Source organism: Novosphingobium cyanobacteriorum, assembly GCF_029436685.1.
Taxonomy (GTDB): domain Bacteria; phylum Pseudomonadota; class Alphaproteobacteria; order Sphingomonadales; family Sphingomonadaceae; genus Novosphingobium; species Novosphingobium cyanobacteriorum.
This window is the reverse complement of sequence record NZ_JAROCY010000003.1, coordinates 91917-117461: the sequence shown is the minus strand read 5'-3', so window position 1 is coordinate 117461 and position 25545 is coordinate 91917. Positions and strand designations below refer to the sequence as shown.

Annotated in this window: 24 protein-coding genes; 16 read left to right on the top strand and 8 right to left on the bottom strand. The window is 66.6% G+C overall.

Going from position 1 to position 25545, the window contains the following annotated elements; all coding sequences use genetic code 11:
• Positions 1-16: 16 nt before the first annotated feature.
• The 6 genes from POM99_RS03815 to POM99_RS03790 form a co-directional block, all read right to left on the bottom strand.
• Complete coding sequence (locus POM99_RS03815) at positions 17-889, bottom strand: F0F1 ATP synthase subunit gamma (protein WP_277275479.1); 873 nt, start codon at positions 887-889, stop codon at positions 17-19.
• Between the two features lie 59 nt (positions 890-948).
• Positions 949-2478 (bottom strand): F0F1 ATP synthase subunit alpha, encoded by a 1530-nt coding sequence (atpA, locus tag POM99_RS03810; protein ID WP_277275478.1) that lies wholly within the window; start codon positions 2476-2478, stop codon positions 949-951.
• Positions 2479-2509: 31 nt separating this feature from the next.
• Entirely contained in the window at positions 2510-3067 is a 558-nt protein-coding gene (locus POM99_RS03805; RefSeq protein WP_277275477.1) for a F0F1 ATP synthase subunit delta, read from the bottom strand.
• 179 nt (positions 3068-3246) lie between these two features.
• On the bottom strand, positions 3247-3534 hold the full coding sequence (locus tag POM99_RS03800; RefSeq protein ID WP_277275476.1) for a type II toxin-antitoxin system RelE family toxin: 288 nt from the start codon (positions 3532-3534) through the stop codon (positions 3247-3249).
• The gene (locus POM99_RS03795; protein ID WP_277275475.1) at positions 3521-3769 is read right to left on the bottom strand and encodes a type II toxin-antitoxin system Phd/YefM family antitoxin; all 249 of its coding nucleotides are present in this window, start codon (positions 3767-3769) and stop codon (positions 3521-3523) included. Before POM99_RS03795 ends, POM99_RS03800 begins: the two co-directional genes overlap by 14 nt.
• Before the next feature lie 31 nt (positions 3770-3800).
• On the bottom strand, positions 3801-5354 hold the full coding sequence (locus POM99_RS03790; protein WP_277275474.1) for a S1C family serine protease: 1554 nt from the start codon (positions 5352-5354) through the stop codon (positions 3801-3803).
• A 98-nt stretch (positions 5355-5452) separates the two neighbouring features.
• On the opposite strand from POM99_RS03790, the gene ada reads away from it, so the two are divergent.
• The 3 genes from ada (at position 5453) to POM99_RS03775 (ending at position 7348) form a co-directional block, all read left to right on the top strand.
• Positions 5453-6496: a bifunctional DNA-binding transcriptional regulator/O6-methylguanine-DNA methyltransferase Ada gene (gene ada / locus POM99_RS03785; RefSeq protein ID WP_277275473.1), complete on the top strand. Its 1044-nt coding sequence runs from the start codon at positions 5453-5455 to the stop codon at positions 6494-6496.
• A 53-nt stretch (positions 6497-6549) separates the two neighbouring features.
• The gene (locus POM99_RS03780; RefSeq protein WP_277275472.1) at positions 6550-7050 is read left to right on the top strand and encodes a hypothetical protein; all 501 of its coding nucleotides are present in this window, start codon (positions 6550-6552) and stop codon (positions 7048-7050) included.
• A 67-nt stretch (positions 7051-7117) separates the two neighbouring features.
• On the top strand, positions 7118-7348 hold the full coding sequence (locus POM99_RS03775) for a hypothetical protein (protein ID WP_277275471.1): 231 nt from the start codon (positions 7118-7120) through the stop codon (positions 7346-7348).
• A gap of 1 nt (position 7349) precedes the next feature.
• Here POM99_RS03775 and POM99_RS03770 read toward each other — a convergent pair whose 3' ends face one another.
• Both POM99_RS03770 and POM99_RS03765 read right to left on the bottom strand, forming a co-directional pair.
• Complete coding sequence (locus POM99_RS03770; RefSeq protein ID WP_277275470.1) at positions 7350-8909, bottom strand: cryptochrome/photolyase family protein; 1560 nt, start codon at positions 8907-8909, stop codon at positions 7350-7352.
• 102 nt (positions 8910-9011) lie between these two features.
• Positions 9012-11177 carry a primosomal protein N' gene (locus POM99_RS03765; protein ID WP_277275469.1) on the bottom strand — a complete coding sequence of 722 codons (2166 nt, stop codon included), beginning with the start codon at positions 11175-11177 and terminating at the stop codon, positions 9012-9014.
• A 76-nt stretch (positions 11178-11253) separates the two neighbouring features.
• Here POM99_RS03765 and POM99_RS03760 point away from each other — a divergent pair, with 76 nt between their 5' ends.
• The 13 genes from POM99_RS03760 to POM99_RS03700 all read left to right on the top strand — a co-directional run bounded on the left by POM99_RS03760 (position 11254) and on the right by POM99_RS03700 (position 25426).
• Positions 11254-11922: a DUF4197 family protein gene (locus tag POM99_RS03760; RefSeq protein WP_277275698.1), complete on the top strand. Its 669-nt coding sequence runs from the start codon at positions 11254-11256 to the stop codon at positions 11920-11922.
• Between the two features lie 203 nt (positions 11923-12125).
• Positions 12126-12779 carry a fructose-6-phosphate aldolase gene (gene fsa, locus POM99_RS03755; protein WP_277275468.1) on the top strand — a complete coding sequence of 218 codons (654 nt, stop codon included), beginning with the start codon at positions 12126-12128 and terminating at the stop codon, positions 12777-12779.
• Positions 12780-12944: 165 nt separating this feature from the next.
• Positions 12945-14762 (top strand): cobaltochelatase subunit CobT, encoded by a 1818-nt coding sequence (gene cobT / locus POM99_RS03750; RefSeq protein ID WP_277275467.1) that lies wholly within the window; start codon positions 12945-12947, stop codon positions 14760-14762.
• Positions 14763-14894: 132 nt separating this feature from the next.
• A complete protein-coding gene (locus POM99_RS03745; protein WP_277275466.1) occupies positions 14895-16919 on the top strand; it encodes an adenylate/guanylate cyclase domain-containing protein in 2025 nt (674 codons plus the stop codon).
• The gene (locus tag POM99_RS03740) at positions 16906-17655 is read left to right on the top strand and encodes a hypothetical protein (protein ID WP_277275465.1); all 750 of its coding nucleotides are present in this window, start codon (positions 16906-16908) and stop codon (positions 17653-17655) included. The genes POM99_RS03745 and POM99_RS03740 overlap by 14 nt, the downstream gene beginning before the upstream one ends.
• 20 nt (positions 17656-17675) lie before the next feature.
• Positions 17676-18449 carry a hypothetical protein gene (locus POM99_RS03735; protein WP_277275464.1) on the top strand — a complete coding sequence of 258 codons (774 nt, stop codon included), beginning with the start codon at positions 17676-17678 and terminating at the stop codon, positions 18447-18449.
• A 48-nt stretch (positions 18450-18497) separates the two neighbouring features.
• The gene (gene cysS, locus POM99_RS03730) at positions 18498-19979 is read left to right on the top strand and encodes a cysteine--tRNA ligase (protein WP_277275463.1); all 1482 of its coding nucleotides are present in this window, start codon (positions 18498-18500) and stop codon (positions 19977-19979) included.
• Entirely contained in the window at positions 19976-20470 is a 495-nt protein-coding gene (locus tag POM99_RS03725; protein WP_277275462.1) for a DUF3828 domain-containing protein, read from the top strand. Before cysS ends, POM99_RS03725 begins: the two co-directional genes overlap by 4 nt.
• 96 nt (positions 20471-20566) lie before the next feature.
• The gene (locus tag POM99_RS03720) at positions 20567-20692 is read left to right on the top strand and encodes a type II toxin-antitoxin system HicA family toxin (protein WP_277275461.1); all 126 of its coding nucleotides are present in this window, start codon (positions 20567-20569) and stop codon (positions 20690-20692) included.
• Complete coding sequence (locus POM99_RS03715; RefSeq protein WP_277275460.1) at positions 20689-21087, top strand: type II toxin-antitoxin system HicB family antitoxin; 399 nt, start codon at positions 20689-20691, stop codon at positions 21085-21087. Before POM99_RS03720 ends, POM99_RS03715 begins: the two co-directional genes overlap by 4 nt.
• A gap of 23 nt (positions 21088-21110) precedes the next feature.
• A complete protein-coding gene (locus POM99_RS03710; RefSeq protein WP_277275697.1) occupies positions 21111-22034 on the top strand; it encodes a D-2-hydroxyacid dehydrogenase in 924 nt (307 codons plus the stop codon).
• A 165-nt stretch (positions 22035-22199) separates the two neighbouring features.
• Complete coding sequence (locus POM99_RS03705; RefSeq protein ID WP_277275459.1) at positions 22200-23879, top strand: acetolactate synthase large subunit; 1680 nt, start codon at positions 22200-22202, stop codon at positions 23877-23879.
• Between the two features lie 110 nt (positions 23880-23989).
• Positions 23990-25426, top strand: coding sequence for an aldehyde dehydrogenase family protein (locus POM99_RS03700; protein ID WP_277275458.1), 1437 nt, complete (start codon positions 23990-23992; stop codon positions 25424-25426).
• The last annotated feature ends 119 nt before the right edge of the window (positions 25427-25545 follow it).

Below are 25545 nucleotides of genomic sequence, written 5' to 3'. Positions count from 1 at the left end.
GCCTTCTATGTCGTCGTCAGAGCGCTTCTGCGCCCGCGATGATCTCGATGAGTTCGGTGGTGATCGCGGCCTGGCGGCTGCGGTTGTACTGGATGGTCAGCTTGTTGATCAGCTCGCCCGCGTTGCGCGTCGCGTTGTCCATCGCAGTCATCGAGGCGCCCTGTTCGGAAGCCTCGCGCTCCAGCAGCGCGCCGAAGATCTGCGTGGTGACATAGCGCGGCAGCAGTTCCTCGAGGATTTCCTCCTCGCCCGGCTCGTATTCCACAACCGCGCCGGTATCGGCCTGGGTGGTGGGGGCGGGCACGGGGATCAGCTGCGTGGTCACCGGATCCTGCGACAGCGCCGACTTGAACTTGGGCGCGACGAGGTGGGCGACATCGAACTTGCCGGCCTCGAACATATCGAGCAGCTGATGCGCAATCTTGCTGGCTTCGTCGAAGCCGGGGGTGCGCACCGTGCTGGTGTCGAAGTTCTCGGCGATCGCCTTGGGATAGTCGCGGCGGATCGGCGCGCGGCCCTTCTTGCCGACGAGGTAGAAGGTCACGTCCTTGCCCTCTGCGGCAAGGGCGCGGGCCTGGGCCTTGGCTTCCTTGACGATGTTCGAGTTCAGGCCGCCGCACAGACCCTTGTCGGTGTTGACCACGACAAGGAGGTGGCGCTGGGTCGAGCCGGTGCCGCGCATCAGCAGCGGGGCATTGTCCTGCCCGGCGACCTTGGCGGCTAGGCTGCCCATCACTTCGGCCAGGCGGCTGGCATAGGGGCGCGCGGCTTCGGCCGCAGCCTGCGCCTTGCGCAGCTTGGCCGCCGCGACCATCTGCTTGGCCTTGGTGATCTTCTGGGTCGATTTGACCGAGTTGATCCGGCCCTTGAGTTCCTTCAGCGAGGCCATGACGGCTCCCTTATCCGTCACCCCGCCGCGCTGGGCGGGGTGGCGTTGACTTCAAAGACTTAGGCGAACTGCTTGGCGAAGGCGTCGAGCGCCGCGACCAGCTTCTTCTTGGCGTCGTCGCCAAGGTCCTTGGTGTCGCGGATCAGGCCGAGCAGGTCGGCATGGCTCGTGCGCAGGAAGCTGAGCAGTTCGGCTTCGTATTCGTTCACGCGGTTCACCGGGATGGCGTCGAGATAGCCATTGGTGCCGGCGAAGATCACGCAGGTCTGCTCTTCGAAGCCGAGCGGCGAGAACTGCGGCTGCTTCAGCAGCTCGGTCAGGCGCGCACCGCGGTTGAGCAGCTTCTGCGTCGAAGCGTCGAGGTCCGAACCGAACTGGGCGAAGGCCGCCATTTCGCGGTACTGCGCCAGCTCCAGCTTGATCGAGCCGGCCACCTTCTTCATCGCCTTGGTCTGGGCCGAGGAGCCCACGCGCGACACCGACAGACCGACGTTGATCGCCGGACGGATGCCCTGGTAGAACAGGCCGGTTTCAAGGAAGATCTGGCCGTCGGTGATCGAGATCACGTTGGTCGGGATGTAGGCCGAAACGTCACCCGCCTGGGTTTCGATGATCGGCAGCGCGGTGAGCGAACCGGCGCCGTTGTCGTCGTTCATCTTCGCAGCGCGCTCCAGCAGACGGCTGTGGAGATAGAACACGTCGCCCGGATAGGCTTCGCGGCCCGGCGGGCGGCGGAGCAGCAGCGACATCTGGCGATAGGCGACGGCCTGCTTGGAAAGGTCGTCATACACGATCACGGCGTGCATGCCGTTGTCGCGGAAGAATTCGCCCATGGTCGCACCGGTATAGGGCGCGAGGTACTGCAGCGGCGCGGGTTCCGAAGCGGTGGCGGCGATCACGATGGAGTATTCCATCGCGCCGTTTTCTTCCAGCTGGCGCACGATCTGCGCCACGGTGGAGCGCTTCTGGCCCACGGCGACGTAGATGCAGTAGAGCTTCTTGGATTCGTCGGTGCCGGCGTTGACGGCCTTCTGGTTGATGAAGGTGTCGATCGCGACGGCGGTCTTGCCGGTCTGGCGGTCACCGATGATCAGTTCGCGCTGGCCGCGGCCGACGGGCACGAGCGCGTCGATCGCCTTGAGGCCGGTCTGCACGGGTTCATGCACCGACTTGCGCGGGATGATGCCCGGCGCCTTCACTTCCACGCGGGTGCGGGTGGCGTCCACGATCGGGCCCTTGCCGTCGATCGGGTTGCCCAGCGCGTCAACCACGCGGCCCAGCAGGCCCTTGCCCACGGGCACGTCCACGATGGTGCCGGTGCGCTTGACGACATCGCCTTCCTTGATCTCGGCGTCCGAGCCGAAGATCACGACGCCGACGTTGTCGGCTTCGAGGTTCAGGGCCATGCCCTTCACGCCATTGGCGAATTCCACCATCTCGCCGGCCTGGACCTTGTCCAGCCCGTGGATGCGGGCGATGCCGTCACCAACCGACAGCACCGAGCCGACTTCCGACACCTGCGCGTCGGTGCCGAAGCTGGCGATCTGGTCCTTGATGACCTTCGAGATTTCAGCGGCGCGGATTTCCATGTTCTGTCCTTCCTGGAACCTTTGCGGGCCGTTAGGCCTTCATCGCCTGGGCGAGAGAATTGAGACGGGTGCGGATCGAGCTGTCGATCATCTGGCTGCCGATCTTGACGACAAGGCCACCGAGGATCTCGGGATCGACCGTGGTCTTGAGCTTCACCGTGCGGCCGCTTTCGCGGGCCTGCAGCTTGGCGGTCAACGCGGCCAGCTGGGCATCGTCGAGCGGGTGCGCGGTGGTGACTTCGGCGGTCACTTCGCCGCGCATGGCGGCGGCGATGGTGAAGAAGGCGCGGATCACGTCAGGCAGGGCCGACAGGCGGCGGTTGCCGGCGAGCACGCCAAGGAAGTTCCGGGTGGTCTGCGACAGGCCAAGCAGCGCAGCAACGCCATCGACCGCGCGGCCGGCGGCTTCGCGGGTGACCAGCGGATTGCGGATCAGGCCGGCAAGGTCATCCGATTCGCGGATCGCGGCAGACAGCTTTTCGAGGTCCGATTCCACGGCCGCGACGAAGCCCTGTTCGCTCGCCAGTTCATAGAGCGCTGAAGCGTAACGCCCTGCCAAGCTGGCCGTAATGCCGCCGGAAATCTCCACGCGCCTGAATCCCTTTCGTACCGATGAGCCGGGCAGGCCACCTGACGCGCAAAAGTCACGCAACGGCCCGCAGACGGGGCGCGCCTAGCAACGTCGGTACCGAATGACAAGACACCAGTTGGCCGCAGTTGCATTCCGCTGTGCAGACGTATGCGTGAAGCCAGTGTTGCGCTGCCCCTTCAGAGCCTTTGCGAGGCCTTCTGGTATACCATGTTCCTGTTGCGCTGACCTACGGCGACCACGACGACCGTCACCCGCATATCCTCTACGCGATAGACCAGACGGTATCCCGCAGCCTTCAGCTTGATCTTGTAGCAATCAGGCATGCCGGGCAGTTGCGCTGCGTCCACGCGCGGATCGTCCAGCCGTTCGCGCAGCTTCTTCCGGAACTGCGTGCGCACGGTTGCGCCCAGCTTGTCCCACTCCTTGCGGGCGCTGGGCAGGAATTCGAGCTTATAGGTCGTCAATGTCGACCGGGATTGGCGTCTCGTCAGACCTTGCCTTCACGATCCGGGCAAGTTCCACATCCTCGACGATGTCCATCAACTCTTCCCATGCCTCTGCAGGGACAAGGTAGGCGGCCGGCGAGTTGCGATTGAGGATGGCGACTGGAAAGCCATCCGCCGCAGCGATCACTGCGGACGGATTCTTCTTGAGATCCGAGATGCTGACGCCCGTTGGCGCAAGAAGCGGTCTGTTCATGACCTGTTTATAGGTCTTTTAAATGGTCATTTCAAGGTGCCGCCTGGCAGCTGTATCGCATCCGCTCGTTCGGCTCTGCCGGCAACAGCGCCTTGATCGTCTGTTGTGCCGCGCCGAACTGGCGGGCCATGGCTTCGCCCGAACCGCAGGCGGGCACGGTGATCTTTGCCCGTTCGCCGCGCGCCTGTTCCATCGCCTCAAGCCCCATCAGGAAGCGTTCGACGGTATAGCTGCGGCTGGCCGGGTCGTAATGCGTGACCGAGATCGTATCCTCGCCATTGGGCACCAGCACGCGGCTCCACCCGTCCTGCGCCAGGCCATATTGCGTGCGACCGTTGACGCAGCCATCGGCGCGCCAGTCCAGCGGCACATCCGTGATATCGGAAACGGTCACCCGGCTGCGCTGCGGATCGAGCACGCAGATCATCTTGCCGGCGCCGTTAGTGGCGGCATCGGCCACCGGCTCGGCCGATGCGGATGATTCGGGCGCAGGCTCGGCCAGGATGTCCTTCGCGCGCTCGTCGATGGAATCGAGGCCCGGCCGCAGCAGCCAGACGAGGATCGCGCCGAGCAGCAGCACGCCCGCCGCGCCGCCGGCGATCTTCAGGTGGCGCTGGTGGGCGCGCTGCGCGGAAAGGAAGGCGTAGCCGCCCGCCGCCAATGCGCCGACCAGCAGGAGTGCGGCCAGCGCCATGCCGTTGTCGCGTTCTGAAAGCACGGCCAGCTCCGCCTCGCGCCGGGCGGATTCGGCCTTCTTCTCCTTGGCGGCAAGGCGCGCCTGCGCTTCTGCCGCCATGCGCGCCTGGTCGCCCGCCGCGCGTGTTGCATCGGCGCGGTCAAGATCGGCGATGCTGGTGCAGGGCAGGGCGGAAAGGTGCGCGGAGACCCCGGCCTGCTTCAGGAACGAGGCCAGTTCGCGCATCGAAATGGCGAAATAGAACGAGGAATCGGTGCCGTTGTCGCTGATCGTGCCGAAGCTGTTGACGCCGATCACACGCCCGCAGGCATCGAGCAGCGGCCCGCCCGAATTGCCCGCGCCTATCGGGGCGGTGTGCAGGATCGTGTCATACTGGCGCGATGTGCGCCCGGCCGAGACATAGCCGCGCGTCTTCACCGCAGCCTGCGGGCTGACCATCTCGTCCATGCCCAGCCCCTGCGCCAGATCGACATTGCCGGGATAGCCGACAGCGGCCACTTCCTCGCCATCGGTCACCGCGCCGGGAAACAGCGAGAGCGCGGGCAGGCGCGCGCCATTGCCCACTTCCAGCAGCGCGAGGTCGTTACCCGGCGAAAAGGCGACGATCCGCGCGGGGAAACCGCCGCGCCCTTCGGGCGGGACCACGCCCGCCACCAGCGCCGAATTGCCGCGCAGGTCCTCCACCACATGGGCGTTGGTGACGACAAGGTTCGGCCCCACGGCAAAGCCGGTGCCATGCCCCACCAGCCGCGCCACCTGCCCATCGCTTTCGATCAGCACCACGCGCACCACGCCGCGGCTGGCGGCCGCGATATCTGCCGGATCGGCCAGCGCCGGTGCGGCGATGAACAGGGTGAGGAGGGCGAGGAGCAGGCGGAAGGCGGTCATGACCGGCTTTCTTGCCGCAATCGGCTTTGACCGCAAGACGCGGGACGCATCGGCGCAGGGAACATGGCAGGTCCTTTCGGGATCGAAGGAGACCTGCCATGTTGCCTGCCGTGACGACCATCGACCTTTCCGATGACGACTGCTGGACCGCCGTGAAGGCGCGTGACCGGGCGTTTGACGGGCGCTTCGTTACGGGGGTGCTCTCCACCGGCATCTATTGCCGGCCGAGCTGCGCGGCGCGGCATCCGCGGCGGGAGAACGTGCGCTTCTTTGCCGATGGCGCGGCGGCGCAGGGCGCGGGGTTGCGGCCCTGCCGGCGCTGTTCGCCCGACGAAGTGGCGCGCGACGAGCGCGCGGTGCTCGATGCCATCGCCGCGATCCGCTCCGCCGGGCAGGTGCTGGCGCTGGGCGATCTGGCGGCGCGGGCGGGATACAGCCCGGCGCATTTCCAGCGGGTGTTTTCGCGCCATACCGGCCTTTCGCCCGCCGCCTATGCCCGCGCCCTGCGCGCCGGGCGCGCGGCGGATGCGCTGTCCACGGGCGGACGGGTGACCGATGCGATCTATGATGCGGGCTATTCCGGCCCGTCGCGCTTCTACGCGGCCAACGAAGGGAGACTGGGCATGGCGCCATCGGCATGGGCCAACGGCGGGCGCGGGGTGACGATCCGCTGGGCAGTGGTGGAGACCGGGCTGGGGCAGATGCTGGTGGCGGCGACCGACAAGGGCGTGTGCCGCCTTTCGTTCAACGAGGGCGAGGCGGACCTGCGCGCACGCTTTCCGCAGGCGGAACTGGTGCAGGGCGGGGCCGAGTTCGCGGCGTTGCTGGCGCAGGTGATCGCTGCAGTGGAGGCCCCGGCAACGGGGGCGCACATCCCGCTAGACGTGGCAGGCACCGCCTTCCAGGAAGCGGTGTGGCAGGAACTGCGCCGCATCCCGCCCGGCGAGACGCGCAGCTATGCGCAGATCGCCGCCGCAGTGGGAAGGCCAGGCGCGGTGCGTGCAGCGGGCAGCGCCAACGGGGCCAACCACGTGGCGGTGCTGATCCCCTGCCACCGCGTGGTGCGCAGTGACGGCACCCTGGGCGGCTATGCCTATGGGCTTGATATCAAGCAGCAGTTGTTGGACCGGGAAAGGTCTTAACTGCACAATTAAGGTATGGCATGGTCGGGGCATAAGCAATTGGGAGAACGATCATGTCCGTTGCACTCGAACCCGGCTGGCCGCAGTCCATTGGCGAGGCCTTTGCCCATATCGGCACGGTCAAGGCGCCCAGCGTGGATGACCTGAAGATCATGGTGCTGGTCGAGGCGGCGAGCGAAACGCTCTATCGTGCGACTGCCGAAGGCACCGACCGCGCCGACGTGATCGAGCTGCTGCACCATAACGGGCGCGAGGAGATGAAGCACGCCCAGCGGGCCTCGCAGGCGGTGGCGCTGCTTGGCGGTGGAGAGTTCCCGCCGCCTCTGGCCGATGAGAACCCCTATCTGGCGGCGGGCAAGTTTCCCTTTGCGCCGGTCACGCCGGAAGGCTTGCGCAAGCTGGCCCAGGGCGAGTTCGGCGGCGAAGCGCTCTACGAAGGATGGGCGGCGAGCCTCGACAATGCCGAGGCGGCGACGCTGCTGCGGCTGAACGGCAAGGAAGAGACTGATCACGGCAACCGCCTGCTGCAGGCGGCAGCGCTGCTGGAAGGATAAGGGTAGACTTGACGGGGGTGGCGGCCTGCGCTTGACGCGGGGCTGCAACCATTCACGAGGCACCGCTTTGACCGCGCCCCTTTCCCCGTCAGATCGGCGGGATCACTTCGCCCACTGCGTCCAGGTGTTCGGCGGGCCGACCCCGGCTTCGCGGCGGCTCGACATAGACCAGCGCGCGATCCGGCGGTTCGTCAGCGGCGAACTGCCGATCAGCGACAGCCTGCTGGCCGATACCGCCAAGGCCCTGCGCGCCCTGATCGAGGAGGCGACGGCGGCCGAGGCGGCGATCGACCGGTAGATCAGGCTTCCCGCGCCCAGCCGGGCTTTGCGGGCATGAGCGTGGCGAGGAAGGCTTCGGCGCTGGCAAGGTATTCCGCCTGCCTGTCCGCGCCCATCCGCCGCCAGTTGGCATAGGGCTGAAACAGGCGGGCGTTGCCGGCCAGGCGCTTTTCATTGCGGGCAAGGAAGTGCCAGTAGAGCGCGTTGAAGGGGCAGGCATCCGGGCCGGTCTTGACCTTCACCTTGAAGGCGCAGGTGCCGCAATAGTCGCTCATCCGGTCGATATAGGCGCCGCTGGCGGCATAGGGCTTTGACGCGAGGCGGCCCCCGTCGGCGTGCAGCGCCATGCCCGCCACGTTGGGCAGTTCCACCCATTGATAGGCATCGGCATAGACCGCGAGGAACCAGTCGGCCACTTCCTGCGGGCGGATGCCGGCGAGCAGGGCAAAGTTGCCGAGCACCATAAGTCTTTGAATGTGATGGGCATAGGCGTTGTCTCGCGTGGTCCGCACCGCTTCAGACAGGCAGCGCATCCGCGTTTCGCCGGTCCACCAGAAATCGGGCAGGGGGCGCGTGGCGTCTAGCGCATTGGCCTCGGCCATGCCCGGCATGTCCAGCCAGTACATGCCCCGGATGTACTCGCGCCAGCCGATCACCTGCCGGATGAAGCCCTCCACCGCCTCGATCGGCGCGCGGCCCTCGCGCCACTCCGCCTCGGCGCGGCGGCACAGCTCCACGGGATCGATCAGGCCCAGGTTGAGCGCGGGGGAAAGCAGGGCGTGGAACATGGAGTCCTGCCCCGCCACCATCGCATCCTGATAGCGGCCGAACAGCGGCAGGCGTTCTGACAGGAAGGCCGCAACGGCCCGATCGGCTTCCTCTGCTGTGACGGGCCAGTTGAAATTGTCGAGCGTTCCGAAGTGGTTGCCGAAGCGGTCTGATACGAGATCGAGCACATCGCGCGTCAGGCCATCGGGTTCGAAGCGGGGCGGCGCGGGCGGGGTGAGGCCGGATTCCGGGCCGCCGCGGTTTTCGGGGTCGAAGTTCCAGCGGCCTCCAGCAGGCTTGTCCCCCTCCATCAGCAGGCCGGTCTTGCGGCGCATGTCGCGGTAGAACCATTCCATGCGCAGTTCGCGGCGCGCGGCGGCCCACTGGAAGAAATCGGGCAGGGGGCAGACGAAGCGGGTATCGGGCAGCACCCGCACGCGCACCCCCAAGTCCTTGCGCCACTTGTCAAAAATACGTGCGAGCCGCCATTCGCCGGGCTCTGTCACCTGCACCCCGCGCGGGGCGTGGCGGGCCATGGCGCGCTGCACTTCGCCGGTGAAACTGCCGGTGTTGGCGGGATCATCGAGCGTCACATAGTCCACCTTCCAGCCCGCTTCGCGCAAGGCAGCGGCAAAGTGGCGCATGGCGGACAGCACCAGCGCGATCTTGGCCTTGTGGTGGCGGACATAGGTGGTCTCTTCGGCCACCTCCATCATCAGCACGATGGTATCGGCCGGAGTCCGATCGGCCAGGCTGGAGATCGATCGGCTCAGCTGGTCACCGAGGATGGGGACGAGAACGGGGGCGGTCATGGCACCGAATTGGGCCCCTCCCAGCCGGGTTCAACCTGCCTTCAAGGGCTTTCAACCCGTCTCAGTCGCTCTCAACCCCTTCTCAGTCGTTCTCAATCTACGTCAAACGAAGCTGTAGGGATCGATATCCACGGCCACGCGCACGCCGGGCGGGAAGCGCAGCGGTTCCAGCCATTCGCGGATCACCTTCTGCACCTCGCTGGATCGGCGGGCGTTGATCAGCAGGCGATAGCGATAGCGGCCGCGCAGCAGCGAGAGCGGGGCAGGGGCGGGGCCGAGGATCATCACGTCGTTGAAGTCTGGCCGGGTGCCACCGATGGCGCGGGCGGCTTCCTTGGCCTCGGCCTCGTCCTCGCTCGATACGATGATCGCGGCCCAGCGGCCGAAGGGTGGGGCGCCGGCATCGCGGCGGGCCTCGGTCTCGGCCTCGTAAAACGCGTCGCGGTCTCCACTGGCCAGCGCGGCGATCACGGCGGCTTCGGGATGGCGGGTCTGGATCAGCACTTCGCCCGGCTTTTCGGCGCGGCCGGCGCGGCCGGCGACCTGGGCGATCTGTTGATAGGTGCGCTCTGCGGCGCGCAGGTCTCCGCCTTCCAACCCCATGTCGGCATCGATCACGCCGACAAGGGTGAGATCGGGGAAGTGATAGCCCTTGGTGACAAGCTGGGTGCCGACGATCACGTCGATCGCCTTGTTCGCCGCCATCTCCACGAATTCGGCCGCCTTGGCCGGGCTGGTCAGGGTATCCGACGTGACGAGGGCGACGCGCGCTTCGGGCACGATTTCCGCCACTTCGTCGGCAATGCGTTCAACGCCGGGGCCGCAGGCGACGAGGCAATCGGGCTCGCCACATTCGGGGCAGCGTTCGGGCGTCGGCACCTCGTGCCCGCAGTGGTGGCAGGCAAGGCGGCGTGACAGGCGGTGTTCGACCAGCCAGGCCGAGCAGTTCGGGCACTGGAAGCGGAAGCCGCAATGGCGGCAGAGGGTGAGCGGGGCATAGCCGCGACGGTTGAGGAAGAGCAGGCTCTGCTCGCCGCGCTCAAGCCGCTCCTTCAGCGCCTCGACCAGTGGGGGGGCGATCCAGCGGCCGCGCTCGGGCTGCTTTTCGCGCAGGTCCACGATGTGGATTTCGGGCAAGCTGGCACCGCCGAAGCGCGCGGGCAGGACCAGCCGTTCATAGCGCCCGGCCTCGGCCATCTGCAGGCTTTCCAGCGCGGGGGTGGCGCTGGCGAGGATCACCGGCACCTTCTCGAAATGCCCGCGCATCACTGCCACGTCGCGCGCGTTGTAGCGCACGCCATCATCCTGCTTGAATGAGATCTCGTGCGCCTCGTCCACCACGATCAGGCCGAGGCGCGGGAAGGGCAGGAACAGCGCGGAGCGCGCGCCGACAACGACCTTGGCCTCTCCGAAGGCGACCTGCCGCCAGGCGCGGCGGCGTTCGGATGACTTGAGCGAGGAATGCCAGCTGACTGGGGCGACGCCGAAGCGCGCCTCGAACCGTTTGAGGAAGCTTTGCGTCAGAGCGATTTCGGGCAGGAGCACGAGCACCTGCCGCCCGGCCTCGATGGCGGCGGAGACGGCTTCGAAGTAGGTTTCGGTCTTGCCCGATCCAGTTACGCCATCGAGCAGGAAGGGCTGGAATTCATGGGCCTTTACCGCCGTGACCATGCGGTCTGCCGCGCCGCGCTGGTCCGGCGAAAGGTCGTGCTCGGCAAAGTGGGGGTCCGGCTCGGGATAGGGGCGATCGCTGTCCACCAGCACGGGTTCGAGGATGCCGGTGTTGACCATGCCGCGCAGCACGCCTTCGGAAACGCCGGCGATCTCGGCCAGTTCGCGGATGGTGGCCTGCTGGTCGTGCAGCAGGTCTATCGCCTGCAGGCGTTGCGGCGTGAGGCGGGCGGGTTCGTGGCCGGTGAGGCGGTATTCGGTGACGGTGCCGCCGCCGCGCAGGGCCGCGCTGCTCGAAAGGGCCATGCGCGCCACGGCGGCGAGCGGGGCGACGTAATAATCCGCGCACCATTCGATCAGGCGGCGCAAGGGCGCAGGCAGCGGCGGCACGGGCAGGACATGCAGGATCGGGCGCAGCTTGTTGGCCGGAACCTCGGTGGCGGGCAGGCGTTCGGCCTCCCACACCACGCCGATGATCTGGCGCGGGCCGAGCGGTGCGACCACCACGCTGCCCGGCTCCACTTCAACGCCTTCGGGCACGCGATAGTCCAGCGGACCAAGCGCGGCATTGAAGACGAGGCATCGGATACGGTTCATGTTGAGGCGTCTATATGGGGGACCACGCCGCAGGGGAAACCCTGCGCCCACGAAATCCGAGGAGAATGCCGTGCCGATGCAGAACCGCCGCCTGTTCCTGGGCTCCGTTGCCGCCACGGCCGCCGTGGCCGGGCTTTCCGCCTGCACCAGCATGGGCGGGTTCAGCCTGACCGAGGCGGTGCGGCGGCTGCTGCAATTGTCGGCCAACCGCGCGTTCGACCGGCTGCTGCAGCCCGAAGGGTTCTGGGACGACCAGGTGACGCGGCTGGCCCTGCCCGACATGGTGGGCAACGGGCGCGGCGATGTGCTGGCGCGGATCCTGACCGGGCCGATGTTCAAGGACCGGCTGGCCCACGCCTTCAACCGCACTGCCGCCCGCGCCGCGCGCAACGCCGCGCCTGCCGTGGCAGAGGCGGTGCGCGGCATCGGCATCCGCAACGCGCTGGCCCTGCTGCACGGGCGGCCCGACGAGGCGACGACATACCTGCGCGGCGAGATGGCCGGGCGACTGATCGACGTGATGCTGCCCGAATTCGGCGATGCGCTGCACACCGCAAGCGACCCGCTGATCGGCGAGGTGATGGCCGCGCTTACGGGCGTGAACACCGCCGCGCTGGCCAATGACCTGGCGGTGAAGGCCGACGACGCGATATGGCGCGCGATCGGGCAGGAAGAGGCCGCGATCCGGGCAGATCCGCGCAGCACCAACGATCCGGTGCTGATCGGGGCGCTTTCGGTGCGGTGAGGTTTCGGGATGTGTTTGCGGGCGAGGGAGCGCTGTGATGGTTCGACAGGCTCACCATGAGCGGTTTCAATATGGCCAGGCCCGATCCGCTCATCCTGAGCTTGTCGAACGATAGCGCTCACAGGGCAAGGTGACGCGGGGGCCGAGGGTGGGTATAGGGCCGGGGAATCATTCCTCCCCGCCGCAAAGCAGGATTGCCCACCATGAAGTTCTTCGTCGATACCGCCGACACTGCCGAAATCGCCGACCTTGCCGCAACCGGCCTGCTGGACGGGGTGACCACAAACCCGTCGCTGATCGCCAAGTCCGGCCGCGACTTCATCGAGGTGACCAAGGAAATCTGTGGCCTGACCAAGGGTCCGGTCTCTGCCGAAGTCGTGGCGCTGGACCACGAAGGGATGATGCGCGAGGCCGAAATCCTGCGCAAGATCGCCGACAACGTGTGCATCAAGGTGCCGCTGACCATCGACGGGCTGAAGACCTGCAAGGCGCTGACCGGCGATGGATCGATGGTCAACGTGACGCTGTGCTTCTCGGCCAACCAGGCGCTGCTGGCGGCCAAGGCGGGCGCGACGTTCATCTCGCCGTTCGTGGGCCGTCACGATGACAACGGCTTCGACGGCATGGACCTGATCCGCGACATCCGCCTGATCTATGACAACTATGCCTTCGAGACCGAGATCCTCGTCGCCTCGATCCGCCACGGTGTGCACATCCTGGAAAGCGCGAAGATCGGCGCGGATGTGATCACGGCGCCGCCGGCGGTGATCAAGGGCCTGTTCAAGCACGTGCTGACCGAAAAGGGCATCGAAGGCTTTCTTGCCGATTGGGCCAAGACCGGGCAGAGCATTGGCTGAGCGGGCCGCACTTCCGCCCAGGCGGGCCTGCAAAGCGCGATTTTCTCCGTTCCGATGCTCACGTACTTTAATTACGCTGTGCTTCGGTACTCGAAAATCACGCTTTTCGGCTCCACCTGAACGAAACAGCGACCCACTCAGGGGAGCAACAACACGGCAGATTTGATGCGCGACGACACGCCCCTCGACCAGTTCCGTTCCGCCCTAGCCGGCACCGCGCGTGCGCTGTCGGACGAGCCGGAGATCGAGGTGGCGTGGACCGCCGACGCGGCGAGCCAGACCGGCGCGCACCTGCGCGTGCCGATGCCGGGCCGCGCCCTGCCGGCCGAGCAGGTGGCGGAGGCACGCGGCTTTGCCGATTCGATGGCGCTGCGGCTGCGGCTGCACAACGATGTGCTGCACCAGCGCGGCGCGCCCAGCGAGCCGCTGGCGCGCGCCGCCTATGACGCGGTGGAGCAGGTGCGCTATGAAGCGCTGGGATCGGAAGGTTATGCCGGGATCCGCGGCAACATCGGCGCGGCGACCGACATGCGCATGATCTCCGACCCGATCGCGCGCGCCAGCCGGCCCGAGGAAGTGCCGCTGCCCACGGCGCTGGCCATGCTGCTGCGCGAGAAGCTGACCGGCCAGCCGATCCCCCAGGCGGCGCGCACGGGCACCGACATGGTGCGCAGCTGGATCGAGATGAAGGCCGGCGGCGACTTTGCCGCGCTGGCCAGTTCGCTGGACAACCAGAAGGCGTTCCAGCAGCTGACGCTGGACATGCTGGGCCACCTGGACCTGACGCAGGTGGCCGAGAACCCCGAGCCCGAGAACGAGGACGACGAGGGCGAGGACGAGGAAGACACCGGCGAGGAACAGCCGGAAACGTCGGAAGACAACCAGGAGCAGCAGCCGAGCGAGGTGGCCGGCGACACCAGCGAGGGCGACCAGGACGGCGACGAAGAGCAGGAGATCGACCAGCAGGAAGATTCCGCCGACGCCGACATGGCGGACGAGGGCGAGGAGGGCATGCTGCCCACCCGGCCCAACCGCCCGTGGACCGACCTGCCCGACACCTTTGACTACAAGGCCTATACCGAGCAGTTCGACGAGGTGATCGCCGCGACCGACCTGTGCGACGAGGAAGAACTGACGCGGCTGCGCGCCTATCTCGATACGCAGCTCAAAGGGCTGCAGGGCGTGGTCACCAAGCTGGCCAACCGGCTGCAGCGGCGGCTGATGGCGCAGCAGAACCGGTCATGGGATTTCGACCAGGAAGAGGGGCTGCTGGATGCGGCCCGGCTGGCGCGCGTGGTGATCTCGCCCGGCCATTCGCTGAGCTACAAGATCGAACGCGACGTGGAGTTCAAGGACACCATCGTCACCCTGCTGATCGACAATTCGGGATCGATGCGCGGGCGGCCGATCTCGATCGCCGCGATCAGTGCCGACATCATGGCGCGCACGCTGGAACGCTGCGGGGTGAAGACCGAGGTGCTGGGCTTCACCACGCGCGCGTGGAAGGGCGGACAGAGCCGCGAGGCCTGGCTGGCGGGTGGCAAGCCGGCGCATCCGGGCCGCCTGAACGACCTGCGCCACATCGTTTACAAAAAGGCGGACGAGCCGTGGCGGCGCGCGCGCAAGAACCTGGGCCTGATGATGCGCGAAGGCCTGCTGAAGGAAAACATCGACGGCGAGGCGCTGTTGTGGGCGCACACCCGGCTGCTGGCGCGGCCCGAGGACCGGCGCATCCTGATGGTCATTTCCGATGGCGCTCCGGTGGACGATTCGACGCTTTCGGTAAACAACGCCGGCTATCTGGAAACGCACCTGCGCAAGGTGATCGACTGGATCGAGAAGCAATCGCCGGTGCAGCTGGTGGCCATCGGCATCGGCCATGACGTGACCCGCTACTATCGCCGCGCTGTGACGATCATGGACGTGGAGCAGCTGGGCGGCACCATGGTGGAACAGCTGGCCGACCTGTTCGAGGACGATTGATCGGCGCTCCTTGGCGCAATCTCCATTCCCGTCGCATCCGTACAAGCCCGGAGGGCCTGCCTGTGCCAGACGGCATAGGCAGGGGGGGCCGGACGCGATAAGACCGGCGCAAAGGTTGGGGAGCCAGTGCGGATGCCGGATTCGGCGGGGAACGTTGCGCAAGGGGTAAGGCGCGGGCTGAAGCAGCTCGGGCCGCAGCGGATGGTGGTGGCGGCGGTGCTGCTGGCGCTGGCGCTGTATCTGGCGCTGAACAGCTGGAAGCTGCCGCTGCTGGGCGATGCCGAGCGCGCGCTTTATGACATCCGCGCGACGTCATTCGCGCCCGCGACCGACCCGGACCAGCGGGTGACGCTGGTGGTCTATACCGCCGACACCAACCGCAAGACCGGCAAGATCTCGCCCGTGGACCGGTCCATCCTGGCCAAGGCGCTGGCGCAGATCGACGCGATGGGCGCGAAGGGCGTGGGCATCGACATCCTGTTCGACAGCCCGCAGGTGGAGGATGCCGAGCTGCTGGGCGTGGTGCATGGCATGAAGACGCCGGTGTTCCTTGCCTATGCCGACAACAAGACCAATCCCGAGGCGATCACCTGGGAGCAGGAGCAGGACCTGCGCCGCTTCATCGCCACGGCGAAGACCACGGTGGTGCAGCCCGCCAGCATCCTGCTGGAGACCGACGCGGACGGCGTGGCGCGGTACTGGCCGCGGCAATATGCCGGGCTGCCGCCGCTGCTGTCGCTGGCGCTGACCAACCGCACCGGCGATGCCGATCCGCAGTTCGCCGGCTATCGCGGGCGCATCCGGTATCGCACCCCGACGTCCGTAGACCGCCCGGTGTTCGACAAGATCCCCATCGACATGCTGGCCGACCCCGATCTCGCGCCGCTGATCGCAGACAAGGTGCAGGGGCGTTACCTGCTGATCGGTGGCGACTTTTCGGACTTTGACCAGTTCTACACCCCGTTTTCGCGCACCGGCAACGCGGTGACGGGCGAGACGCGGATGATCGGCGTGGAAGTGCACGCATCGATGCTGGCGCAGCTGCTGGACAAGGCGATGCCGGCCACGGTGCCGGGCTGGGCCAAGCTGATCGGCGCGCTGGTGGCGGTGGGGCTGGGCGTGGCGACGGCATTGGCGCGCACGCGCACCTGGGTGCTGGCGCTGGCGGTGATCGCGCAGTTCGCAGGCTTCCTGGTGTTCCCCTTCGTGGTGGAGCGGGCAGGGTTTGACACGCTGGGCTTTCCCGCCACGGGCTGGGTGGTCGGCTGGCTGGTGGCGTTCACTGCGGTGTCATCGGCGCTGCGCGCGATCAACGCGGCGCAGCGCGAATTCGCGCAAGGGGCGCTGGGCAAGTACCTGCCGCGATCGATCGCCAGCGAGATCATGCGCAATCCCGAGCGGCTTTCGCTGCATGGTGAAAAGCGCGAGATCTTCTGCCTGTTCAGCGACCTGGAAGGGTTCACCAAGCTGACCCATGCGGTGGCGCCGGAGATGATCGCGCGGTTGCTGAACGATTATCTCGACCGGCTGAGCGCGGTGGTGCTGGAGCATGGCGGCACGCTGGACAAGTTCGTGGGCGATGCGGTGGTGGCGTTCTGGGGCGCCCCCTTGAGCAAGCCCGACGATGGCGAGCGCGCGGTGAAGGCGGCGCGGGCGATGTATCTGGCGGGCGAGGAATTCCGCCGCAACGTGCCCGAGGGCGTGCCGCCGATCGGGCGCACCCGCGTGGGGCTGCACTTCGGCGAGGCGATCGTCGGCAATTTTGGCGGCGAGGGGCGCATCCAGTACACCGCGCTGGGCGATGCGATGAACACCGCCGCGCGGCTGGAAAGCGCGAACAAGCCGCTGGACACCACGGTGCTGGTCAGCCGCGAGGCGATGGAGCGATCGGGGCTCGACTGGTTCCGCCCGATGGGCCGCGTGACCTTGCGCGGGCGGGCCCAGCCGGTGGAGGTGTTCGAGCCGGTGCCCGACGCCAGTGACGAGGCGAAGGCGCTTGCGGGCGAGATCGTGGCGGCGCACGATGCGGGAGACGCGGCGGCAGTGCGGCGCCTCACAGCACGAATCGACGAGATCGCGCAGAGCGATCTGGCATTGAAGAATCTCGCCGGCAGGCTGGCGCAGACGGAAGAAGGAGAGAGCCATGTCCTTGGTTAGCCGCAGGCCGATGAAGGCACTGGCATTGGGCATTGCCGCAGCCACGATGGTGGGCGGCGCAGCGCAGGCGCTGGCGCAGGCGGTGGTGGTCCGCTCCACCGGGCCATCGGCCGCCGCCTATCCCATGGGCAAGAAGCTGCCCGCGAACGCCAGCGTATCGCTGAAGCCCGGCGATCATGTGACCGTGCTGGACAAGAGCGGCACGCGCGTGCTGTCCGGGCCGGGCATCTTCACCATGACCGGGGCGGTGGACCGCAATGCGGGCGTGGGCACCGCGCTGGCCAGCCTGATGGCGCGCAGCGGCGGCGCGCGCACCCGCACCGGGGCGGTGCGCGGCGCACCGACCGAAGCGCCCGTGGGCCCGCCCGCGCCCGAAAGCGTGTGGTACATCGACGTGAGCAAGGGCGGCACATACTGCGTGGCCGATCCGGCGCAGGTGATCCTGTGGCGCCCCAACCGCGATGCCGACGGCACGGGCAAGCTGGCCGCACCCGATGGCGCCATGGCCGATGTGGCGTGGCGCGCGGGCAATGCGCTGAAGCTGTGGCCGGCGGCGAGCGTGCCGGTGACGGACGGGCAGACATACAAGTTCGTGAACCCGGTGGGCCAGACCGTGCAGATCACCACGAAGGTGCTGGCCAGCGTGCCGGAAGACCCGCTGGAAGTGGCGAACCTGCTGGCCGACGATGGCTGCACCGCGCAGCTGGGCCTGATCGCCAACGCGGCCGGTAACTGACAGGCGCAGGGGAAGGGACCATGACCATGCGCAAGACGATTGCCGCCATCGCGCTGCTGCTGGGGACAGGAGCCTCTCTGCCCGTACTGGCACAGGCCGTGGTGGTGCGCTCCACCGGGCCTTCCGCCGCGCAGTATCCGCCGGGCAAGCGGCTTCCTTCGGGAACGGCGGTGGCGCTGCGGGGTGGCGATGTGGTGACCGTGCTGGACCGCGTGGGCACGCGCGTGCTGAAGGGTGCGGGCAACTTCACCATCGAAACGCAGATTACCCGCACCTCAGCCACGGCGGCGCTGCTGGCGCGTTCGCTCAGCATGCCGCAGGCGGTGCGTGCAGGGGCGGTGCGCGGCGAAGGGGGGACTTTGCCTTCTGATGCGCCGGTGCCGGTTTCAGTCTGGCTGGCCGACATAGACAAGGCGGGAGCCGGCGGCGCGCGGGTGTGCCTGCCGCGCGGCAGCGACCTGTATCTGTGGCGCGGCAACACGCAGGCGCGCCGGTTCATCTGGCTTGGCGAAGCGGACGGCGGCGGCACGGTGCGCGTGGCCATGCCGATGGGCACGGCGGGTGTGGCGTGGCCCAAGGCGATGCTGGGCCTGGCCGAAGGGCACCACTATCGCATGACGGACGAGGCCGACCAGACCAAGTCGGTGGAGTTCGAGCTGGTGATGCTCGACCCCGAAGCGGTGCCGGCGGATGCGGCGAGCCTTGGCACGCTGTTGCTGGACAACGGCTGCAAGGCGCAGTTCGACGCGCTGGTGGATGCGGTGGAGCGGATCGACGGGACAGCAGGCGGATAATCGCGAGAGGTTGACCGGAGAGGCCCGGGCAGGGCAAGGCCGCGCACCATGACCGATGCTGCTTCTACCCCGCTGACGCTGTTCAACAGCCTGACCCGCCGCCTCGAACCGTTCGAGCCGGTGCATCCGGGCGAGGCGCGCGTCTATTCCTGTGGGCCCACGGTCTATAACTATCCCCACATCGGCAACATGCGCGCCTATGTGTTTGCCGATGTGCTGGGCCGCACGCTGAGCTTCAAGGGCTACAAGCTGACCCACGTGATCAACATCACCGACGTGGGCCATCTGACCGACGACGCCGACGCGGGCGAGGACAAGATGGAGCGGATGGCGGCTGCACAGAAGCAGTCGATCTGGGACATCGCCGAGCATTACAAGCAGGCTTACTGGGCCGATGTGCGCGCACTGAACATCCGCCAGCCCGCGCAGTGGACTGTGGCGACCGACTACGTGCCGCAGATGATCGACTTCGCCAAGGGCATCGCGGAGCGGCACTGCTACGAGCTGCCGAGCGGGCTCTATTTCGACGTTTCGACCGTGGCCGATTATGGCCGGCTGGCGCGTGCGGCGACCGAAGAGGGTGAAGGGCGGATCGAGCAGGTGGACGGCAAGCGCCACCAGGCCGACTTCGCCATCTGGCGCAAGACGCCCGAGGGCGAGACGCGGCAGATGGAGTGGGACAGCCCGTGGGGCAAGGGTGCGCCGGGCTGGCACCTGGAATGCTCCGTGATGTCGGGCGCGGTGCTGGGTTTTCCTTTCGACATCCACACCGGCGGGATCGACCATCGCGAGATCCACCACCCCAACGAGATCGCGCAGAACCAGGCGCACTGCTGCACCAATGGCCTCGACGTCCCGTCGAATTCCGGCGCGAAGATGTGGATGCACAACAACTTCCTGGTCGAACGCAGCGGCAAGATGTCGAAGTCGAGCGGCGAGTTCCTGCGGCTGCAGCTGCTGATCGACAAGGGCTACCACCCGCTGGCGTACCGGCTGCTGTGCCTGCAGGCGCATTACCGCAGCGAACTGGAGTTCAGCTGGGAAGGGCTGGGTGCGGCGCTGACCCGGCTGAAGCGGATGCTCAACCAAGCCGAGTTGCTCGCCAATCCGCCTACAGAACCGCTTATCAGACACCCCAAGTTTGAAGCCGCACTTGCCAAGTTCGACGCCGCTATCTCCGATGACTTGAACACACCGTTGGCCCTTACCGCGTTCGAAGAGGCGCTCGCTATTAAGAAGGTCGACGAAGCCATCAAGCGCAGCGTTATTGCCCACATGGATTCGGTGCTCGGCCTCGGCTTCTTCAGCTCCTACGGCAGCAACGAGGAACTGGAGCGCAAAGATCTGCGCATCCGCCCCAAGTCCGCCACCATCACCGAAGCCGAAATCGAAGCCACGCTCGCCGCCCGCAAGGAAGCGCGCGCCGCCAAGGACTTCGCCCGCTCTGATGCGCTCCGCGATGAACTGGCGGCGAGGGGCGTCGAAGTCATGGACGGCGATCCGCTCGGCTGGGAATGGAAGTTGGGGTGATCGGGCGCTGCGTCCTCGCGCTTGCCTTGGCGGCGGCGCTGCTGCCGGCTGCGGCCGTGGCAAAGCCCGCGCCGGGTTCGATCGATGCCGCCCTGGCCAAGGCCTATGGCCCTTACTACACTGAAAGCGGCGGGGAATCCGATTGGGACCGCCCCGTCTGGTCCACCTCCACCCGCCGCCTGATCCAGGCTTGGAAGCGCCACATCGGCGAGGAACTGACCGGCCTATCCGACTATGGCTGGTTTTGCGATTGCCAGGACTGGTACTGGAAGCAGTTCGCCTATCGCCGCATTGCCTTGCGCCAGAAGGGGCAGGATCGCGCCGAGGTGACCGTGCGCGTCACCGTGATGCGCGGCGCGGTGGTGACGCAGCGGCTGGCCATGGTGCGCGAAGGAAAGCGCTGGGTGATCGACGACCTGTTCAACGACAGCGAGCCGAAAGGCGTGAAGGCCTCGCTGCGGCGGGAACTTCGGGAAAAGCCGGGCGAGTGAGGCCCACTTGATTTCTGCGGCGGTTGTGTAAATATATACACATGGAGCGACAGCCGACAGATTGTCCAACGGCTGCTCGCGGATGGATTCGTGCTGGTGAGCGTGAAGGGATCGCACCACAAGTTTCGCAAGGGCAGGCTGGTGGTGATTGTCCCGCATCCGAAGAAGGACCTGCCCACCGGAACCGCACGCAGCATCGCCAGAATGGCAGGATGGGAATGAAGTACTTCTACGCCGTGGTCCACAAGGACGCAGACAGCGCCTTTGGAGTGCATTTCCCGGATTTGCCCGGCTGCTTTTCTGCGGCTGACGAGGTTGAGCAGCTTGTGCCCAATGCGTGCGAGGCGCTGGAACTGTGGTTCGAGGATGCCGACGGAGAGGTAGAGCCGCGCAGTGTGGAGGCCATCAGGCAGGCGGTTGCCGAAGAACTGGCCGTCGGCGCCTTCCTCATTGCCGTTCCGCATATCCGGCGGACGGGCAAGCAGGTGCGCGCCAATATCTCGATGGACCGTGGCATGCTGGATGCGATCGACCGCGCTGCGGCGGAACGCCACCTGACGCGCAGCGCCTTCCTTGCCGATGCCGCGCGCAATGAGATCGAGCAGAGGCGCGCCTGATCGTGACCAAGACAGTTCTGGTCATGAACGCCATGGCGGCGCCGGTGATCGCGCCGCATCTGCCGGAGTGGGTGGAGCCGCATTACTTCAGATCGACCGAGGAACTGTTCGAACTGGCGCCGCAAGCCGAGATCGGCTGGTTCGACCTGTACCAGCCGCAGGGCATGGCCGAGGCGATCCGGCGGGCGGGGCGGCTGCGGTGGCTCAATTCGATCTATGCCGGCGTCGATTTCTTCCCGCTGCCGCTGCTGGCCGAGCGCGGCGTGGTGCTGACCAACGGGGCCGGGATCAACGCCATCACCATTGCCGAATACGTGGTGATGGGCATGCTCACCATCGCCAAGGGCTATCGCGAGGTGGTGCGCGCGCAGGACCGGCACGAATGGCTGCTCGATTCGCCGGGCAAGGTGGAACTGGCGGGCAGCCGCGCGCTGATCCTTGGCGCGGGCGAGATCGGCGGGCGGGTGGCGCGGATGCTGGCGGGGTTCGAGGTGGAGGTGACCACCGTGCGCCGCGCGCCGGGCGAGGGCACGCTGACGCCGGACCAATGGCGCGCGCGGCTGGGCGAGTTCGACTGGGTTATCCTGGCCGTGCCCGCCACGCCCGAGACCGACGGCATGATCGGCGCAGCGGAACTTGCCGCGATGAAGCGCTCCGCCGTGCTGATCAATGTGGCGCGTGGGACGGTGGTGGACCAGGAAGCGCTGATTGCGGCGCTGGAGGACAAGCGCATTGGCGGCGCGTTCCTCGACGTGACCACGCCCGAGCCGCTGCCGGCAGAACACCCTTTGTGGAACCTGCCGAATGCGCACGTGACCATGCATCTGTCCGGCCGGGCGCAGGACCGGATGTTCGTCCGTGCCGTGCAGCGTTTCCTCGCCAATCTCGGCCGCTTCCAACGTGGTGAGCCTCTCTCGCATCGGGTGGACCTTTCGCGCGGTTACTGACGAAGGCGCAAACGGGGTGACTCCCGCCACCATGCCTGTTACCTCCCTGCACCAAGGGGCAAGGCAGGGTGGCCATAACGACATCGCCAGCTCCACGAGGTCGCACCGGATTGGGGAGGGGACGCGCCGCGATGGCCGCGCGTGTCCCGTTGGTGGAGTAACACGATGTCCGAAGGTGGTGGGTCCCAAGGTGGTGCCGGAAAGAAGGCGTCCGACCTGTTTATCGAATGCCTTGAGGAAGAAGGCTGCGAATACATCTTCGGCGTTCCCGGCGAAGAGAACCTCGATTTCCTCGATTCGCTGTCCCGGTCGAAGAAGATCAAGCTGATCCTCACCCGGCACGAACAGGGTGCGGGCTTCATGGCCGCCACGTATGGCCGCCACACCGGCAAGACCGGCGTGTGCATCGCCACGCTGGGGCCGGGTGCGACCAACTTCGTCACCGCCGCCGCCTATGCCACGCTGGGCGGCATGCCCATGCTGATGATCACTGGCCAGAAGCCGATCAAGAAATCAAAGCAGGGCCGCTTCCAGATCCTCGACGTCGTCTCGATGATGGGGCCGATCACGAAGTTCACGCACCAGATGGCATCGTCTGACAACATCCCCAGCCGCGTGCGCGAGGCCTATCGCCTGGCCGAGGAGGAAAAACCCGGCGCCACGCATATCGAGCTGCCCGAGGACATTGCCGACGAGCACACCGAATCGGTGCCGCTGAAGCGCAGCCTGGTCCGCCGCCCCAATGCCGACGCCAAATCGGTGGCGCAGGCCGTCCACGCGCTGCAGAACGCCAAGGCCCCGGTGCTGGTGATCGGCGCGGGCGCGAACCGCAAGATGACCGGCAAGATGCTGCGCGAGTTCGTGGAGAAGACCGGCATCCCGTTCCTCACCACCCAGCTGGGCAAGGGCGTGATCGATGAACGGCATCCCAAGTTCCTGGGTTGCGCCGCGCTGTCCGCCGGAGACTTCGTCCACCGTGCCGTGGAGGATGCCGACATCATCATCAACGTTGGCCACGACGTGATCGAGAAGCCCCCGTTCTTCATGCGCGAAGGCGGAACGCCGGTGATCCACGTTTCCACCAAGACGGCGGAGGTCGACCCGGTCTATTTCCCCAGCATCGAGGTGATCGGCGATATCGCCAACGCCATCTGGCAGATGAAGGAAGCGATCACGCCCAACCCGGCGTGGAACTTCGACCACATGCTGGCCTATCGCGCGGCGGAAGTGGCGCACACCGCGCCGCTGGCGGCTGACACCCGCTTCCCCATCTTCCCGCCGCACCTGGTGCAGCAGATCCGCGATGCCCTGCCGGAAGACGCGATCATCTGCCTCGACAACGGCGTGTACAAGATCTGGTTCGCGCGCGGCTACACCGCCTATCAGCCCAACACCGTGCTGCTTGACAACGCGCTGGCGACGATGGGGGCTGGGCTGCCTTCGGCGATGATGAGCGCGATGCTCTATCCGGATCGCAAGGTGATGGCGGTGTGCGGCGATGGCGGGTTCATGATGAACAGCCAGGAGATGGAGACTGCGGTGCGCCTTGGCCTCAATCTTACCGTGCTGATCCTCAACGACAATTCCTATGGCATGATCCGCTGGAAGCAGGCCAACATGGGCTTTGAGGACTTTGGCCTCACTTATGGCAACCCGGACTTCGTGAAGTACGCCGAAAGCTATGGCGCCAAGGGGCACCGGGTGGAGAGCGCGGCGCACCTCAAGGAACTGCTGGCGCATTGCCGCGATACGCCCGGCGTGCACCTGATCGATTGCCCGGTCGATTATTCTGAGAACGACCAGATCCTGAACAAGGACATCAAGGCGCTGTCCAAGGCGCTGTAACGGTTGCTTGTTCCCCCTCCCGCTTGCGGGAGGGGGCAGGGGTGGGCATTGCGCCAGCCCCGGCCCACCCCCGACCCCTCCCGCAAACAGGAGGGGGGAGTTGAGACACCATGGTTCAATTGAAAGACGTCTACCCGCTTTACCTGAACAACAAGGCGGTGCAGCCCAACACCGATCTTGTCGTGACCGACAAGTACACTGGCGAGGTCGCCTTCCGCACCGCGCTGGCCACGCCTGACGTGATCGACGAGGCGATTGCCGGGGCCGTGCGCGCCGCACCCGCAATGGCAAAGCTTGCCAGCTATGAAAAGCGCGACGTCCTCGACCACTGCGTGCGCCGCTTCACCGAGCGCAAGGACGAGCTGGCCTATGCCCTGTGCGTGGAGGCGGGCAAGCCGATCGCGGATTCGGAAGGGGAGGTCGGACGTCTGATCGACACGTTCCGGATCGCTGCGGAAGAAGCGACGCGCAATTACGGAGAGATCCAGCCGCTCGACATCAGTCCGCGCGCCAAGGGCTATATCGGCATGTGGAAGCGCGTGCCGATCGGGCCGTGCAGCTTCATCAGCCCGTTCAACTTCCCGCTGAACCTGGCTGCACACAAGATTGCCCCGGCGATTGCGGTGGGCGCGCCCTTCGTGATGAAGCCTGCCAGCCTGACGCCGCTGGGCGCGATCATCATGGGCGAAGTGCTGGCCGAATGCGACGTGCTGCCCGAAGGCGCGTTCTCGATCCTCCCCGCCAGCCGCGACGGGGCGGACCTGTTCACCACGGACGAGCGGCTGAAGCTGCTGTCGTTCACCGGATCGCCCGGCGTGGGCTGGGACCTGAAGGCCAAGGCGGGCAAGAAGAAGGTCGTCCTGGAACTGGGCGGCAATGCTGCCGTGATCGTGGACAAGGACGCGGATCTCGATCACGCGCTCGCCCGCATCATCTTCGGCGGATACTACCAGTCGGGCCAGAGCTGCATCCACGTGCAGCGGGTGATCATCCACGCCGACATCTATGACACCTTCCGCGACATGCTGGCCGTCAAGGTGAAAACGCTGGTCTCGGGCGATCCCAAGAACCGCGACACCTTTATCGGTCCGATGATCTCGGAAAAGGAAGCGCGCCGTCTGAAGGGCTGGATCGATTCGGCTGTGAGCGGTGGTGCAACGCTGCTGGCCGGCGGGGGTTGCGAGGGCGCCATGCTGGAGGCCACGCTGCTCGAAGGCTGCAGTCGCACGATGGACGTCTACACCGAAGAGGCGTTCGGCCCGGTGGTGATCCTGTCGAAGTTCACCGACTGGAACGCGGCGCTGGAAGAGGTGAACGACAGCAAGTTCGGCCTGCAGGCGGGCCTGTTCACGCGTGACATCCACAAGGTGCTGGAGGCGTGGGACGATCTCGACGTGGGTGGCATCGTGGTGAACGACGTGTCGAGCTACCGCGTGGACAACATGCCCTATGGCGGCGTGAAGGATTCCGGGCTGGGGCGCGAAGGCATCCGCTTTGCCATGGAAGACATGACGGAAATCCGCAACATGGTCATCCGGCGGGCCTGACGGGATGAAAGCATTGCAAGGCAAATGCTTGGGGTTGTTGCGAGTTTTTCGCAGGTGAAGGGGGCAATTCCGGTCTTGAACCGCACACTCCGGATGGATAGGGTCACATCCACAAGGGG

Coding starts and splice junctions, on each gene's coding strand:
- POM99_RS03815 (WP_277275479.1), bottom strand. CDS start 889: ATGGCCTCGCTGAAGGAACTCAAGGGCCGGATCAACTCGGTCAAATCG.
- atpA (WP_277275478.1), bottom strand. CDS start 2,478: ATGGAAATCCGCGCCGCTGAAATCTCGAAGGTCATCAAGGACCAGATC.
- POM99_RS03795 (WP_277275475.1), bottom strand. CDS start 3,769: ATGAACAGACCGCTTCTTGCGCCAACGGGCGTCAGCATCTCGGATCTC.
- POM99_RS03790 (WP_277275474.1), bottom strand. CDS start 5,354: ATGACCGCCTTCCGCCTGCTCCTCGCCCTCCTCACCCTGTTCATCGCC.
- ada (WP_277275473.1), top strand. CDS start 5,453: ATGTTGCCTGCCGTGACGACCATCGACCTTTCCGATGACGACTGCTGG.
- POM99_RS03780 (WP_277275472.1), top strand. CDS start 6,550: ATGTCCGTTGCACTCGAACCCGGCTGGCCGCAGTCCATTGGCGAGGCC.
- POM99_RS03770 (WP_277275470.1), bottom strand. CDS start 8,909: ATGACCGCCCCCGTTCTCGTCCCCATCCTCGGTGACCAGCTGAGCCGA.
- POM99_RS03765 (WP_277275469.1), bottom strand. CDS start 11,177: ATGAACCGTATCCGATGCCTCGTCTTCAATGCCGCGCTTGGTCCGCTG.
- POM99_RS03760 (WP_277275698.1), top strand. CDS start 11,254: ATGCAGAACCGCCGCCTGTTCCTGGGCTCCGTTGCCGCCACGGCCGCC.
- fsa (WP_277275468.1), top strand. CDS start 12,126: ATGAAGTTCTTCGTCGATACCGCCGACACTGCCGAAATCGCCGACCTT.
- cobT (WP_277275467.1), top strand. CDS start 12,945: ATGCGCGACGACACGCCCCTCGACCAGTTCCGTTCCGCCCTAGCCGGC.
- POM99_RS03745 (WP_277275466.1), top strand. CDS start 14,895: ATGCCGGATTCGGCGGGGAACGTTGCGCAAGGGGTAAGGCGCGGGCTG.
- POM99_RS03740 (WP_277275465.1), top strand. CDS start 16,906: ATGTCCTTGGTTAGCCGCAGGCCGATGAAGGCACTGGCATTGGGCATT.
- POM99_RS03735 (WP_277275464.1), top strand. CDS start 17,676: ATGACCATGCGCAAGACGATTGCCGCCATCGCGCTGCTGCTGGGGACA.
- cysS (WP_277275463.1), top strand. CDS start 18,498: ATGACCGATGCTGCTTCTACCCCGCTGACGCTGTTCAACAGCCTGACC.
- POM99_RS03715 (WP_277275460.1), top strand. CDS start 20,689: ATGAAGTACTTCTACGCCGTGGTCCACAAGGACGCAGACAGCGCCTTT.
- POM99_RS03710 (WP_277275697.1), top strand. CDS start 21,111: ATGAACGCCATGGCGGCGCCGGTGATCGCGCCGCATCTGCCGGAGTGG.
- POM99_RS03705 (WP_277275459.1), top strand. CDS start 22,200: ATGTCCGAAGGTGGTGGGTCCCAAGGTGGTGCCGGAAAGAAGGCGTCC.
- POM99_RS03700 (WP_277275458.1), top strand. CDS start 23,990: ATGGTTCAATTGAAAGACGTCTACCCGCTTTACCTGAACAACAAGGCG.